Here is a 12,583-nt window from a genome sequence, read left to right as displayed (position 1 = left end):
AAATCTCTGTAACTTTAGACTCTGGAAACATAGTGGTAATCGTTTAAATGTTATAATTCAGCACTATAAATTTAATACTTTTATCGCTATGTTTCTAATTATCAGTGAAATATATTTATTCTTATTTCGAACTCACGTTAAATACTATCACAATGAAAACTATCAATGAACTCCAGGACGAAGTGATTGAAGAATTCAGCGACTTCGACGATTGGATGGACAAATATCAACTGCTGATTGACCTAGGTAATGACCAGCAACCACTTGAGCAGAAATACAAAACTGAGCAGAACCTGATTGAAGGCTGTCAAAGCCGGGTTTGGCTGCAAGCTGATCTGGTAGACGGGAAAGTGGTATTTCAGGCAGAAAGCGACGCATTAATCGTAAAAGGTATCATATCTCTGCTTATCCAGGTAGTATCTGGACACACACCAGACGAAATCCTGGAATCAGAGCTTTACTTCATCGAGAAGATTGGTCTGAAGGAACATCTTTCACCAACCCGTAGTAACGGTCTGCTTGCCATGGTAAAACAAATGCGCATGTATGCCTTAGCATTTAAAGCCAAAATGCAAGAGGCATAATCTGATTATACAAGTAATCACTAAAAAGGCTCGTGAAACAGGTTTAAATCTGATTTCACGAGCCTTTTTAGTGATATTCGATAATTACCCGATTTTATATCGAACTCACGTTAAAATATTGTACTATAGTGAATGCATACTTTCTCAAAACAGGGCATAAAAAAGGCTATGCAAATGCATAGCCTTCTCAAATATATAGCATGTTACAGAATTATTCAGCTTTAGGGGCTTCCTCTGTAGTAGCTTCAGTTGCAGTAGCTTCAGCAGCCGGTGCTTCTACAGTTGCAGCTGATTTCTTAGAACGACGGGTACGAGTAGCTTTCTTGGCAGCTGTCTTAGCCATGTTCTCGTTGTAGTCTACCAATTCGATGAAACACATTTCAGCGTTATCACCTAAACGGTGACCAGTCTTGATAATACGAGTGTAACCACCCGGACGATCAGCAACTTTTACAGAGATTTCTTTGAACAGTTCAGTTACAGCGTATTTGTCCTGAAGATTGCTAAATACAACACGGCGTGAGTTAGTTGTATCATCTTTAGATCTAGTAATCAGCGGCTCAACGAACTTCTTCAAAGCTTTAGCCTTCGCAACAGTCGTAGTGATTCTTTTGTGCTTAATCAAAGAACATGCCATGTTTGACAGCATTGCATTTCTGTGAGAAGCAGTACGACCTAAATGGTTGAATTTTTTATTATGTCTCATTGTTTATTCTTTGTCTAATTTATACTTAGAAATATCTGTTCCAAACGAAAGATTCAGACTCTCGAGCAAATCATCAAGCTCAGTGAGCGATTTCTTACCGAAGTTACGGAACTTCAGCAGATCGGTCTTATTAAACTGAACCAAGTCACCCAATGTTTCTACATCGGCAGCTTTCAAACAGTTCAAGGCACGAACTGACAAATCCATATCAACCAATTTGGTCTTCAGCAACTGACGCATGTGCAATACTTCTTCATCAAATTCTTCATTTCCTTCTGCATCTGATGTCTCAAGAGTAATCTTTTCATCAGAGAACAGCATGAAGTGGTGAATCAAAATTTTTGCAGCTTCTTTCAGCGCTTCCTTCGGGTGAATGGAACCATCCGTCGTAATCTCCAGCACCAACTTTTCATAGTCAGTCTTCTGTTCTACACGATAGTTTTCTACCGCATACTTCACATTACGAATCGGAGTGTAAATAGAATCGATAGGAATTACATTCACATCAGTACAAAATTCACGGTTTTCATCAGCCGGAACATAACCACGACCTTTGTTGATTGTAATGTCTATCTGCATAGTTGCTTTTGAATCTAAATGGCAAATAACCAATTCAGGATTTAACACTTCAAATCCGGTCAAATACTTACCAATATCACCTGCCTTAAATTCAGTAGAATTCTCAACGGTAATGCTTACCTTCTCATTTTCGAATTCCTCAACTACTCGCTTGAATCGAACTTGCTTCAGATTCAAGATAATGTTAGTGACATCTTCCTTCACCCCCGGAATTGTAGCAAATTCATGTTCCACACCTTCAATACGGATAGTGTTAATTGCATATCCCTCCAACGAAGAAAGAAGAATACGGCGTAAAGCATTACCTACGGTAATACCGAAACCGGGTTCAAGCGGACGGAATTCGAATTTCCCGAATTTGGAATCCGCTTCCAACATTAATACTTTATCAGGTTTTTGAAATGCTAATATCGCCATGAAATTAATTATTATTTAGAGTACAATTCAACGATCAAGTGTTCTTTAATGTTTTCAGGAATGTCAGCTCTTTCTGGCACATGCAACAATTTACCTGTCTTAGAGTTTTCATCCCATTCCAACCAAGGATATTTGCTGTGGTTAAATCCAGCCAGAGAGTTAGCAACAACTTCCAAAGACTTAGATTTTTCACGAACACCTACCAACTGACCCGGTTTTACAGAGAAAGAAGGAATGTTTACAACCTTACCATCTACAGTAATATGCTTGTGACCAACAAGCTGTCGAGCAGCAGCACGAGTCGGTGCAATACCCAAACGGAACACTACGTTGTCCAAACGACATTCAAGACTCTGCAACAAGATTTCACCAGTAATACCGTTCATACTTGCTGCTTTCTCAAACATGTTACGGAATTGTTTCTCCAACACACCGTAAGTATATTTAGCTTTCTGCTTTTCAGCCAACATGACACCGTATTCAGAAGTTTTTCTGCGACGGTTGTTACCATGTTGTCCAGGAGGATAGTTTTTCTTAGACAAAACTTTATCTGCTCCAAAGATTGCTTCACCGAATTTACGTGCAATTTTAGTTTTTGGTCCAGTATATCTAGCCATTTTCTTTCTTAATTTAATTGTTATTCATGAACTCAATTTGTTGCAGCCGCGATTACAGAAAGGAATTGCAATCCATTATTTAACAAAATCAAGTTACATCTAAATAGGTTATCTTTATTATACTCTTCTTCTTTTAGGAGGACGACAACCGTTGTGAGGCAATGGAGTTACATCAATAATCTCTGTAACTTCAATTCCAGCTCCATGTACAGTTCTAATTGCAGACTCACGTCCGTTTCCAGGACCCTTTACATAAGCCTTTACCTTTCTCAGGCCAAGATCGTATGCCACTTTTGCACAATCCTGGGCAGCCATCTGAGCTGCATAAGGAGTGTTCTTCTTAGAACCTCTAAATCCCATCTTACCTGCAGAAGACCATGCAATAATTTGGCCTTCGCTATTTGCCAAAGAAACGATAATGTTATTGAATGAAGAATGAACATGCAACTGTCCATTAGCATCAACCTTGACATTTCTTTTTTTAGCTGCGACTGTTTTTTTTGCCATATTAACAATTATTTAGTAGCTTTTTTCTTATTTGCAACTGTTTTCTTTCTTCCCTTACGTGTACGAGCATTGTTCTTTGTGCTCTGACCTCTAACGGGCAGCCCCAAACGGTGACGAACACCACGGTAGCAACCAATATCCATTAATCGCTTAATGTTCAACTGGATTTCAGAACGAAGATCACCTTCAACCTTATATTCAGCACCTATGATTTCACGAATCTTAGCAGCCTGATCATCAGTCCAATCCTTTACTTTCAGGTCACGATCTACGCCTGCTTTATCCAAAATTTTTGCTGAACTACTGCGTCCGATACCATATACGTATGTCAACGCAATCTCACCTCTTTTATTCTGAGGCAAATCTACACCAACTATTCTTATAGCCATATACTAAATTATTTTTTTTGCAAAAATAATAAATTATCCTTGACGTTGTTTATACTTAGGATTTTTCTTGTTAATAACATACAAACGGCCATTACGTCTAACAATTTTGCATTCCGGCGTACGTTTCTTTAATGATGCTCTTACTTTCATATCTTATATTTTCTTTTATTTGTATCTAAAAACGATTCTTCCTTTAGACAAATCATAAGGTGACATCTCAACCCTTACTTTATCTCCGGGTAATATCTTAATGTAATGCATTCTCATTTTGCCAGAAATATGAGCTGTAATCTCATGTCCGTTTTCTAGCTCTACACGAAACATTGCGTTCGACAATGCTTCAACGATAACTCCATCTTGTTCTATTGCGGATTGCTTTGCCATATTAAATTGCTTTATCTCCTAAAACTTGTTCTATAAATTCAAATGATGATAATATATCAGCCTTTCCCACGCCTACAGCTACCGTATGTTCAAAATGTGCGGCACATTTACGGTCTCTTGTTCGAATCGTCCATCTGTCCTCTTCCATTACAATCTGTCGGTTACCCATCGTTATCATTGGTTCAATCGCAATACACATTCCCTTTTTTAACAAAGTTCCCGTGCCACGCCGACCATAATTAGGAACTGGAGGATCTTCATGCATCTCCTTTCCAATACCATGGCCAACAAACTCACGAACAACACCAAAAGAATAAGATTCACAATATTCTTGAATCGAGTAACCTATATCACCAAGGCGCTTTCCATGAACCGCATTTTCAATGCCCTTATAAAGGGAATCTTTAGTAACCTTCAGCAATTTCACGATTTCAGGGTCAACTTCACCTACACAGAAAGTATAAGCCGAATCACCACAAAAACCATTCATGAAAGTACCGCAATCCACCGAAACAATATCACCGTCTTTCAAAGGAATATCGTTGGGAATCCCATGAACAACCTGATCATTTACCGATGTACATAATGTCCCAGGAAAAGGAGAACCATATGGATTAGGGAAGCCTTTAAAAGTTGGTATAGCCCCATGATCACGAATAAACTCCTCCGCAATCTTATCCAATTGTTTGGTAGTAACTCCCGGCTTTATCATTTTAGCCACTTCAGCCAGAGTTCTCCCGACAAGGAGATTACTCTGACGAAGCAACTCTATTTCATCATCTGTCTTTAAAAATATCATTCGAGACGAGTAGTTTTTAATAAGCAGCTACATTACCGGAACGTCCTTTAATTCTTCCCGAACTCAACAATCCATCATAATGGCGCATCAGCAAATGACTTTCAACCTGCTGGAGAGTATCCAAAACAACTCCTACAAGAATCAGCAAAGATGTACCACCAAAAAATTGAGCAAATTCAGCTTGAACTCCGAAAAGACCGGCAAAAGCAGGCAGAATAGCAATAATAGCCAAGAATATAGAACCCGGCAGTGTAATACGAGACATAATTACATCCAAATATTCTGCAGTGTTCTTACCCGGCTTTATTCCCGGAATAAAACCGTTATTTCTCTTCATATCTTCTGCCATCTGGTTAGTGTTGATTGTGATTGCAGTATAGAAATAAGTAAAAAGTATAATCAATGCCGCAAAAACAAAATTGTACCAGAAACTTGTATGATCAATCAAGGCACGAGTTATGCCGCTTGCATTCTCCATATTAGAGAAACCTACAATTGTGATAGGAATAAACATAATCGCCTGAGCAAAGATGATAGGCATTACGTTTGCAGCATTCACCTTCAAAGGAATATACTGTCTTGCGCCACCGTATTGCTTATTTCCAACAATACGTTTTGCATATTGTACAGGCACCTTACGAACCCCCTGAACCAACAAGATAGCAGCAGCTATCACAGCCAGCAAACAAACAAGTTCTATCAAGAACATAATGATACCTCCTGCACCTGGAGAAGCAAGTCTAGAAACAAACTCACCAGAGAAAGACTGCGGAAGACGAGCAATAATACCCACCATGATAATTAATGAAATACCATTACCGATACCCTTATCAGTGATTCTTTCACCAAGCCACAGAACGAACATACTACCTGCTGCCAGAATGATAGTCGAAGTTATAATAAAGAAAGTCCAATCTAATGAAGCATTAAGGGCAGGCCCTGCTTGCATTTTCAAGTTGATCAGATAAGATGGAGCTTGGAAAATCAAAATAATGATTGTCAGGATACGAGTATACTGATTAATCTTTCGACGCCCGCTTTCACCCTCACGTTGTAATTTCTGGAAATATGGTACTGCAATAGCCAGCAACTGAATCACGATGGATGCAGAGATATAAGGCATAATTCCAAGTGCAAAAATAGAAGCATTTGAGAAAGCACCCCCAGAAAACATATTCAACAAGGCAAGAAGACCTTCACTCGTCTGTTCATGCAATTTAGACAGCATATCCGGATTGATACCTGGCAATACGACATAGGAACCAAATCGATAAATTGCAACAAACAATATAGTAATGAGGATCCGTTTTCTCAGATCCTCAATATTCCATATATTCTTTAATGTTTCAATAGATTTTATCATTGAATCAGAGTTTTACTGCATTACCACCAACGGCTTCGATTGCAGCTACTGCGCTCTTAGAAAAAGCATTTGCTTCTACATCAAGCTTAGTAGTTAAACTACCGTTACCAAGAACTTTCACTAATTGGTTAGAAGAGATGAAACCAGCTTCAATCAAATCGTTAATACCTACCTTAGACAGATTCTTAGCTTCAGCCAATTTCTGAATAGTGTCAAGATTAACAGCTTTGTATTCAACACGGTTAATATTCTTAAAACCAAATTTCGGAACACGACGTTGAAGCGGCATCTGACCACCTTCAAAACCAATCTTCTTTGAATAGCCAGATCTTGATTTTGCTCCTTTATGTCCTCTTGTAGAAGTACCGCCTAAACCTGAACCAGCACCACGACCAACTCTTTTTCTAGTTTTGACAGAACCTTCTGCGGGACGTAAATTATTTAAATTCATATTGTAAGATCCTTTATTGTTAACAATATATTACTTAACGATTGCGACCAGGTGTTTCACCTTTTCAATCATACCCAGAATTGAAGGAGTCTCTTCGTGTTCAACCACACGATTCAATTTACGGAGACCAAGTGCATCCAAAGTTCTTTTCTGATCAGCCGGAGCACCAATTCTACTCTTTACTTGTTTAATCTTAATAGTTGACATACGTTCCTCCTTATCCTCTAAATACTTTATCCAAACTTACACCTCTGTTCTGAGCAACCATGCGAGCATCTCTCATTTCGCTCAAAGCCAAGATAGTAGCCTTAACCAGGTTGTGAGGATTTGAAGATCCTTTAGACTTAGCCAAAACATCTGTTACACCTACACTTTCCAGCACGGCACGCATAGCACCACCTGCTACTACCCCAGTACCTGTTGAAGCCGGCTTAATAAATACTTCAGCTCCACCAAATTTAGCAGACTGTTCGTGAGGAACAGTACCTTTCAATACCGGAACACGAGTCAGGTTCTTCTTTGCAGCTTCCACACCTTTAGCGATTGCAGCTGTCACTTCACCAGCTTTACCAAGACCCCAGCCAATGATACCATCTTCGTTACCTACTACTACAATTGCAGAGAAGCTAAAAGTTCTACCACCTTTTGTAACCTTAGTAACACGGTTGATTGCAACCAATCTATCTTTTAACTCTATATCGTTAGTGATCTTAACTCTATTATTAACTGCCATAATTCATTAAAATTTAAGTCCACCGTTACGAGCAGCGTCAGCTACTTCTTTTACTCTCCCATGATACAAGTAACCATTACGGTCGAATACGACAGTCGTAATACCAGCTTCCTGAGCTTTCTTTGCAATCAGCTCACCAACTTTAGCAGCCTGTTCTTTCTTAGGCATAACTTCCATGCCCAAAGATGAAGCAGCAACCAGTGTCTTACCACTTAAATCGTCGATAACCTGAACATAAATCTGCTTGTTACTTCTAAACACACTCATACGCGGACGTTCAGCAGTACCTGAAATCTTATTGCGTACTCTATATTTAATCTTAATACGTCTTTCTATTTTTGTTGTCATAATTGTACGGTTTTATGTGAATTATTTAGCGCCAGCTGACTTACCAGACTTTCTACGAATTTCTTCACCAACAAACTTAATACCTTTTCCTTTGTAAGGTTCAGGCTTACGGAAAGAACGTATTTTTGAACAAACCTGACCAAGCAGCTGTTTGTCACAAGATTCCAATATGATAAGAGGGTTCTTATTTCTTTCAGATTTAGTTTCAACCTTGATTTCAGGAGGCAACTGCATAAAGATATTATGAGTATAACCCAAAGCGAAATCAATGATATTACCGTTATTAGAAGCACGGTAACCTACACCGACTAATTCCAGTTCTTTCTTGTAACCTTCAGAAACACCTACAACCATGTTATTAATCAAAGCACGATACAAACCATGGAATGCATGACGCTGTTTCAGGTTATCAAGCATAGCTTCTTCGTTTTCCTTCAACACCACGTGTCCATCTGCAACCTCTACAATGATAGCAGGATTTACAAACTGACTCAACTCACCTTTAGGTCCTTTTACGTTCACAACATTTTCCTTCAGAGTAACTGTTACTCCAGCAGGGATACTAATGGGTAATTTACCAATTCTTGACATTGCTTATCCTCCTAACATTAATATACATAGCAAAGAACTTCACCACCAATCTTCAGTTCAGCAGCTTCTTTGTCTGTCATAACACCTTTGGAAGTAGATATAATAGCAATACCTAATCCATTAATAACTCTCGGCATGTCTTTGTATCCAGTATACTTACGCATACCTGGAGTAGATACTCTTTCAAGTTTCTTGATTGCGTTAACCTTGTTAACTGCATCATACTTCAGAGCTACCTTAATTGTACCCTGAGGACCGTCTTCAACAAACTTGTAGTTCAGGATGTAACCTTTATCAAAAAGGATCTTTGTAATTTCCTTTTTCAAATTTGAAGCAGGTACTTCCACCACTCTGTGCTTAGCACTAATTGCATTTCTCAATCTTGTGAGATAATCTGCGATTGGATCTGTCATAAAAATTAATTGTTAAATTAATCAGGACTACCCTGACAATATTTAATAAAAAAATAAATTACCAGCTTGCTTTCTTAACGCCAGGAATCAAACCGTTTGAAGCCATTTCACGGAATTGAATACGTGAAATACCAAACTGACGGATATAACCTTTAGGACGGCCAGTCAGTTTACAACGATTGTGTAAACGAATAGGATTAGCGTTCTTAGGGATAGCCTGCAACTTCTGAGCAGCTTCAAAAGCTTCTACAGGATCACCAGAATTTACAATCTTCTTCAACGCAGCACGCTTCTCAGCATATTTAGCAACAAGTTTAGCTCTTCTTACTTCACGAGCCTTCATTGATTCTTTTGCCATATCTTATCAATCTTTTTTAGCGTTTTTAAACGGTAATCCGAATTCTTTCAACAAAGCATAACCTTCTTCGTCAGTCTGAGCAGAAGTTACAAAAGTAATGTTCATACCTAAAATCTTGGTGATGCTATCAATGTTGATTTCAGGGAAGATAATCTGTTCCTGAATACCCAATGTATAGTTTCCTCTTCCATCGAATTTGCTTTCAATACCTTTAAAGTCACGGATACGTGGCAATGCAACACGAATCAGTTTTTCAAGGAATTCATACATTCTTTCACGGCGCAAAGTTACCATCACGCCGATAGGCATTTTCTTACGCAACTTAAAATTAGCGATATCTTTACGAGAAACAGTAGCCACAGCTTTCTGTCCTGTAATAGCAGTCAACTCATTGATTGCCACATCAATAATCTTCTTGTCAGCTACCGCCATACCCAAGCCTTGATTGATAACAATCTTCTTGAGTACAGGGATTTGCATTGATGAAGAATACTGGAATTGATTCTTCAAAGCAGGAGCAATGCGCTCTGCATATTCTTTCTTAAGGCTAGCAGTATTACTCATTATTTAATCTCCTCTCCTGATTTTTTAGCATAACGAACAAATGTTCTTCCATCAGAACTTTCTCTTCTACCCACACGAGTCGGTTTTCCTGTTTTCGGATCTACAGGATTCAGGTTAGAGATGTGAATAGGAGCTTCCTGCTTCACAATACCCCCCTGAGGATTCTTTGCATTAGGTTTGGTACTTTTAGATACCATATTGATACCTTCTACCAGTGCACGTCCTTCTTTAACAAGAACCTTCAATACGCGGCCAGTTTTACCCTTATCTTCACCAGAGTTAACGTAAACTGTATCGCCTTTTTTAATATGTAATTTACTCATTACTTAAATCTTTTACAAAATTAAAGTACTTCAGGTGCAAGTGAAACCACTTTCATGTTCGCATTACGCAATTCTCTCGCAACCGGGCCAAAAATACGACTTCCTCTAATTTCACCTGCGTTATTCAGCAGCACGCAAGCATTGTCATCAAAACGGATATAAGAACCGTCAGCACGACGGATTTCTTTCTTGGTACGTACAATCAAGGCCTTAGATACTGCACCTTTTTTAATATCACTTGAGGGGATAACACTCTTTATTGAAACTACAATAACATCCCCAACAGAGGCATAACGTCTCTTTGTACCGCCTAATACGCGGATACAAAGAGCTTCCTTCGCACCACTGTTGTCACATACTGTAAGTCTGGATTCTGCTTGTATCATAATTACTTAGCTCTTTCAATAATTTCAATCAATCTCCATCTCTTAGTTTTACTCAAAGGACGAGTTTCCATGATGCGAACAGTATCGCCAATCTGGCATTCATTCTTTTCGTCATGAGCGTGGTATTTTTTCGTTTTAGAAACGAACTTACCATAAATAGGGTGTTTTTCCTTAAACTTAGCAGCAATAGTAATGGTCTTATCCATTTTATTGCTAACTACAACACCTGTTCTTTCTTTTCTTAAATTTCTAGCTTCCATGAGGACCATTATTATTTGTTAAGTTCTCTCTGACGCAATTCTGCTTTCATACGCGCAATAGTTCTGCGTAACTTCTTAATCTGTGCAGGATTTTCCAGCGGAGAGATCGAATGATTTAAAACCATTTGATTGTAATTGGCAACTTCTGTCTGAATTCTTTCTGCCAATTCGTTGGTAGCTATTTCTCTAATTTCTGCAATCTTCATATCAATTAAGCATTTTGACTTGCGTCGTAATCACGTCTAACAATAAACTTAGTTGTAACAGGAAGTTTCTGTGCAGCAAGACGCAAAGCTTCTTTTGCTACATCGAAAGAGACACCTTCTACTTCAATCAAAATACGACCTGGAGTTACAGGTGCAACGAAACCTTCTGGAGAACCTTTACCTTTACCCATACGTACATCAGCAGGCTTACGAGTAATAGGTTTGTCCGGGAAAATACGAATCCAAATCTGACCCTGACGCTGCATATATCTTGTTACAGCAATACGAGCTGCCTCTATCTGACGACCTGTAATCCATTTTGTCTGAAGAGACTTGATGCCAAAAGAACCAAAAGCCAACTGATGTCCTCTTTGGGCGTTACCTTTAGCACTACCTTTCTGCTGTCTTCTGAATTTTGTTTTTTTCGGTTGTAACATAATTCCTAAAATTCAAATCGTTAGCGATTGTTATTTTTCTTTCTGCGGAAATTCTTTCCACCATTGTTACCGTTTCCTCCACGGCTGCTTTCCTTGCTCTGAGTGAAGTTTGGAGCCAACTCACGTTTTCCATACACTTCTCCACGGCAAATCCAAACCTTGATACCCAGCAAACCCACTTTTGTCAAAGCTTCAGCATGACAGTAGTCAATATCTGCACGGAAAGTATGTAATGGAGTACGTCCTTCCTTATACATTTCTGAACGAGCCATTTCAGCACCATTCAAACGACCAGAGATCAGCACTTTGATACCTTCAGCTCCCATACGCATAGTATTGGCAATAGCCATCTTGATAGCGCGACGGTAAGCAATTTTACCTTCTACCTGACGAGCGATATTGTTAGCCACAATCACAGCATCAAGTTCCGGTCTCTTAACTTCAAAGATATTAATCTGGATATCTTTATCGGTAATCTTCTTCAACTCCTCTTTCAGTTTGTCAACTTCCTGACCACCTTTACCAATGATAATACCCGGACGAGCAGTACATACAGTAATTGTCACCAATTTCAGAGTACGTTCAATAACGATTCTTGAAACGCTGGCTTTTGCAAGTCTGGCATTCAGATATTTACGAATTTTGCTGTCTTCCAGCAAAGCGTCACCATAATTCTTGCCACCGTACCAATTAGAATCCCATCCTCTGATAATTCCTAAACGGTTGCTTATCGGATTAACTTTCTGTCCCATCTACTCTTAATTTTTATCATTAGTATTCTTAGAATCAACGAACAAAGTCACATGGTTTGAGCGTTTACGAATTCTGTAACCTCTACCCTGCGGAGCCGGTCTCATTCTTTTCAAGGTTGCTCCCCCGTCAACATAAATCTTAGTTACAAACAATTCGCCGTCTTCAGCCTTACGTTCGTTTTTCTGTTCCCAGTTAGCAATAGCAGAGCGTAATAATTTTTCCACTCTTGCAGAAGCTTCTTTAGAAGAAAACTTCAAGACACCAAGTGCTCTATTTACCTCCATGCCACGAATCATGTCAGCCACGAGACGCATTTTACGCGGAGAAGTAGGCACATTTGGCAATTTTGCAAAATACATGGTTTTAAGGGCTTCTTTTCTCTTTTCAGCCGATATTTTTTTTCTTGCTCCCATTA

25 protein-coding genes are annotated in these 12,583 nt (G+C 38.9%); 1 reads left to right on the top strand and 24 read right to left on the bottom strand.

The genetic code is table 11. The features are described from left to right. Nucleotides 1-152: 152 nt before the first annotated feature. The gene (locus tag ACMJ0U_RS01945) at nt 153-584 is read left to right on the top strand and encodes a SufE family protein (RefSeq protein ID WP_417127820.1); all 432 of its coding nucleotides are present in this window, start codon (nt 153-155) and stop codon (nt 582-584) included. Between the two features lie 211 nt (nt 585-795). Here ACMJ0U_RS01945 and rplQ read toward each other — a convergent pair whose 3' ends face one another. The 24 genes from rplQ to rplV all read right to left on the bottom strand — a co-directional run bounded on the left by rplQ (nt 796) and on the right by rplV (nt 12,581). After that, nucleotides 796-1,290: a 50S ribosomal protein L17 gene (gene rplQ, locus ACMJ0U_RS01940; protein WP_417127818.1), complete on the bottom strand. Its 495-nt coding sequence runs from the start codon at nt 1,288-1,290 to the stop codon at nt 796-798. 3 nt (nt 1,291-1,293) lie between these two features. Further along, nucleotides 1,294-2,286: a DNA-directed RNA polymerase subunit alpha gene (locus tag ACMJ0U_RS01935; protein ID WP_007559357.1), complete on the bottom strand. Its 993-nt coding sequence runs from the start codon at nt 2,284-2,286 to the stop codon at nt 1,294-1,296. Nucleotides 2,287-2,297: 11 nt separating this feature from the next. Next, nucleotides 2,298-2,903 carry a 30S ribosomal protein S4 gene (gene rpsD / locus ACMJ0U_RS01930; RefSeq protein ID WP_417127816.1) on the bottom strand — a complete coding sequence of 202 codons (606 nt, stop codon included), beginning with the start codon at nt 2,901-2,903 and terminating at the stop codon, nt 2,298-2,300. 117 nt (nt 2,904-3,020) lie between these two features. Continuing rightward, complete coding sequence (gene rpsK / locus ACMJ0U_RS01925) at nt 3,021-3,410, bottom strand: 30S ribosomal protein S11 (RefSeq protein ID WP_007559359.1); 390 nt, start codon at nt 3,408-3,410, stop codon at nt 3,021-3,023. A gap of 8 nt (nt 3,411-3,418) precedes the next feature. After that, nucleotides 3,419-3,799 (bottom strand): 30S ribosomal protein S13, encoded by a 381-nt coding sequence (rpsM, locus tag ACMJ0U_RS01920; protein ID WP_007559362.1) that lies wholly within the window; start codon nt 3,797-3,799, stop codon nt 3,419-3,421. Nucleotides 3,800-3,832: 33 nt separating this feature from the next. Then, a complete protein-coding gene (ykgO, locus tag ACMJ0U_RS01915; protein WP_002558051.1) occupies nt 3,833-3,949 on the bottom strand; it encodes a type B 50S ribosomal protein L36 in 117 nt (38 codons plus the stop codon). 15 nt (nt 3,950-3,964) lie between these two features. Beyond that, nucleotides 3,965-4,183, bottom strand: a complete 219-nt coding sequence (infA, locus tag ACMJ0U_RS01910; protein WP_002558052.1) for a translation initiation factor IF-1 — start codon at nt 4,181-4,183, stop codon at nt 3,965-3,967. Nucleotide 4,184: 1 nt separating this feature from the next. Further along, nucleotides 4,185-4,982, bottom strand: coding sequence for a type I methionyl aminopeptidase (gene map / locus ACMJ0U_RS01905; RefSeq protein WP_417127815.1), 798 nt, complete (start codon nt 4,980-4,982; stop codon nt 4,185-4,187). Nucleotides 4,983-4,998: 16 nt separating this feature from the next. Further along, complete coding sequence (gene secY / locus ACMJ0U_RS01900; RefSeq protein WP_417127813.1) at nt 4,999-6,345, bottom strand: preprotein translocase subunit SecY; 1,347 nt, start codon at nt 6,343-6,345, stop codon at nt 4,999-5,001. A gap of 4 nt (nt 6,346-6,349) precedes the next feature. After that, nucleotides 6,350-6,796, bottom strand: coding sequence for a 50S ribosomal protein L15 (gene rplO, locus ACMJ0U_RS01895; RefSeq protein WP_117670105.1), 447 nt, complete (start codon nt 6,794-6,796; stop codon nt 6,350-6,352). A 30-nt stretch (nt 6,797-6,826) separates the two neighbouring features. Then, complete coding sequence (gene rpmD, locus ACMJ0U_RS01890) at nt 6,827-7,003, bottom strand: 50S ribosomal protein L30 (RefSeq protein ID WP_007559368.1); 177 nt, start codon at nt 7,001-7,003, stop codon at nt 6,827-6,829. Nucleotides 7,004-7,013: 10 nt separating this feature from the next. Beyond that, nucleotides 7,014-7,529 (bottom strand): 30S ribosomal protein S5, encoded by a 516-nt coding sequence (rpsE, locus tag ACMJ0U_RS01885; protein ID WP_007559369.1) that lies wholly within the window; start codon nt 7,527-7,529, stop codon nt 7,014-7,016. A 6-nt stretch (nt 7,530-7,535) separates the two neighbouring features. Next, nucleotides 7,536-7,877 carry a 50S ribosomal protein L18 gene (rplR, locus tag ACMJ0U_RS01880; RefSeq protein ID WP_417127811.1) on the bottom strand — a complete coding sequence of 114 codons (342 nt, stop codon included), beginning with the start codon at nt 7,875-7,877 and terminating at the stop codon, nt 7,536-7,538. A 21-nt stretch (nt 7,878-7,898) separates the two neighbouring features. Beyond that, entirely contained in the window at nt 7,899-8,468 is a 570-nt protein-coding gene (gene rplF, locus ACMJ0U_RS01875; protein WP_007559371.1) for a 50S ribosomal protein L6, read from the bottom strand. 17 nt (nt 8,469-8,485) lie between these two features. Next, nucleotides 8,486-8,881 (bottom strand): 30S ribosomal protein S8, encoded by a 396-nt coding sequence (rpsH, locus tag ACMJ0U_RS01870; protein WP_007559373.1) that lies wholly within the window; start codon nt 8,879-8,881, stop codon nt 8,486-8,488. Between the two features lie 58 nt (nt 8,882-8,939). After that, a complete protein-coding gene (gene rpsN / locus ACMJ0U_RS01865) occupies nt 8,940-9,239 on the bottom strand; it encodes a 30S ribosomal protein S14 (protein WP_007559374.1) in 300 nt (99 codons plus the stop codon). Nucleotides 9,240-9,245: 6 nt separating this feature from the next. After that, nucleotides 9,246-9,803, bottom strand: a complete 558-nt coding sequence (rplE, locus tag ACMJ0U_RS01860) for a 50S ribosomal protein L5 (RefSeq protein WP_417127810.1) — start codon at nt 9,801-9,803, stop codon at nt 9,246-9,248. After that, on the bottom strand, nt 9,803-10,126 hold the full coding sequence (rplX, locus tag ACMJ0U_RS01855; RefSeq protein WP_007559376.1) for a 50S ribosomal protein L24: 324 nt from the start codon (nt 10,124-10,126) through the stop codon (nt 9,803-9,805). The genes rplE and rplX overlap by 1 nt, the downstream gene beginning before the upstream one ends. A 20-nt stretch (nt 10,127-10,146) precedes the next feature. After that, nucleotides 10,147-10,512, bottom strand: a complete 366-nt coding sequence (gene rplN / locus ACMJ0U_RS01850) for a 50S ribosomal protein L14 (RefSeq protein WP_007559377.1) — start codon at nt 10,510-10,512, stop codon at nt 10,147-10,149. Between the two features lie 2 nt (nt 10,513-10,514). Next, nucleotides 10,515-10,772 (bottom strand): 30S ribosomal protein S17, encoded by a 258-nt coding sequence (gene rpsQ / locus ACMJ0U_RS01845; protein ID WP_417127809.1) that lies wholly within the window; start codon nt 10,770-10,772, stop codon nt 10,515-10,517. 11 nt (nt 10,773-10,783) lie between these two features. Continuing rightward, complete coding sequence (gene rpmC, locus ACMJ0U_RS01840) at nt 10,784-10,978, bottom strand: 50S ribosomal protein L29 (RefSeq protein ID WP_007559379.1); 195 nt, start codon at nt 10,976-10,978, stop codon at nt 10,784-10,786. Nucleotides 10,979-10,983: 5 nt separating this feature from the next. Beyond that, nucleotides 10,984-11,415, bottom strand: a complete 432-nt coding sequence (gene rplP / locus ACMJ0U_RS01835) for a 50S ribosomal protein L16 (RefSeq protein ID WP_007559380.1) — start codon at nt 11,413-11,415, stop codon at nt 10,984-10,986. Nucleotides 11,416-11,435: 20 nt separating this feature from the next. Then, complete coding sequence (rpsC, locus tag ACMJ0U_RS01830; protein WP_417127807.1) at nt 11,436-12,167, bottom strand: 30S ribosomal protein S3; 732 nt, start codon at nt 12,165-12,167, stop codon at nt 11,436-11,438. A gap of 6 nt (nt 12,168-12,173) precedes the next feature. Then, the gene (gene rplV, locus ACMJ0U_RS01825; protein ID WP_417127805.1) at nt 12,174-12,581 is read right to left on the bottom strand and encodes a 50S ribosomal protein L22; all 408 of its coding nucleotides are present in this window, start codon (nt 12,579-12,581) and stop codon (nt 12,174-12,176) included. Nucleotides 12,582-12,583: the final 2 nt, after the last annotated feature.

The sequence above is a fragment of the Phocaeicola sp. genome, assembly GCF_048170425.1.
Lineage (GTDB): Bacteria > Bacteroidota > Bacteroidia > Bacteroidales > Bacteroidaceae > Phocaeicola.
This window is presented reverse-complemented; position numbering and strand designations above follow the sequence as displayed.